Origin of the sequence: Collinsella aerofaciens, from assembly GCF_032584215.1 — a bacterium.
GTDB lineage: Bacteria > Actinomycetota > Coriobacteriia > Coriobacteriales > Coriobacteriaceae > Collinsella.
This window is the reverse complement of record NZ_JAWHPN010000125.1, coordinates 1-453: the sequence shown is the minus strand read 5'-3', so window position 1 is coordinate 453 and position 453 is coordinate 1. Positions and strand designations below refer to the sequence as shown.

1 protein-coding gene is annotated in these 453 nt (G+C 59.6%); it reads right to left on the bottom strand.

Annotated elements, in window-relative coordinates; translation table 11 throughout:
- Nucleotides 1–365, bottom strand: a 365-nt coding sequence (locus RX395_RS10065) for a hypothetical protein (RefSeq protein WP_316367369.1), incomplete at its 3' end; no start/stop codon positions are given.
- Nucleotides 366–453: the final 88 nt, after the last annotated feature.

Here is a 453-nt window from a genome sequence, read left to right as displayed (position 1 = left end):
CAACGGTAGCGTCTGCGTACCTCATGGCCGTCTACTACGGGGGTCTGGTACTTCAGCCCTCCGCCGCAAACCGGGCATTGTCCCTCCTGGGGCTCCCCGGGGAGCGTGATGATGTGGCTGGCGCGCTGAAGGAAGTGAAGGATCAGGCTGGGCTCCAGCTCCGCGAGCCCTTTGGCGGTTTCCGCCACGCTGCGGGTCTTTTCCTCCGTCATAAAATTGGACATCCTCACTTGGAGGCCGGCGGCCAGATCGGATACATCGTGTTCCCGAAGCGAGACGCGGCCGTTTTCCAGAAGCATGTTCCACGCAAGCAGGAACGTGACCGGATCTCCGTGCGTCAGATATTGAAAATCTTTGAACTCCATCAGATTCATCCTTTCCGGTTTGTTATTGGCGATCGGGTTGCGGCCTGTCATCAGAAGAGAGCCAGCGCGCCCGGGCGGCCTGGTATTG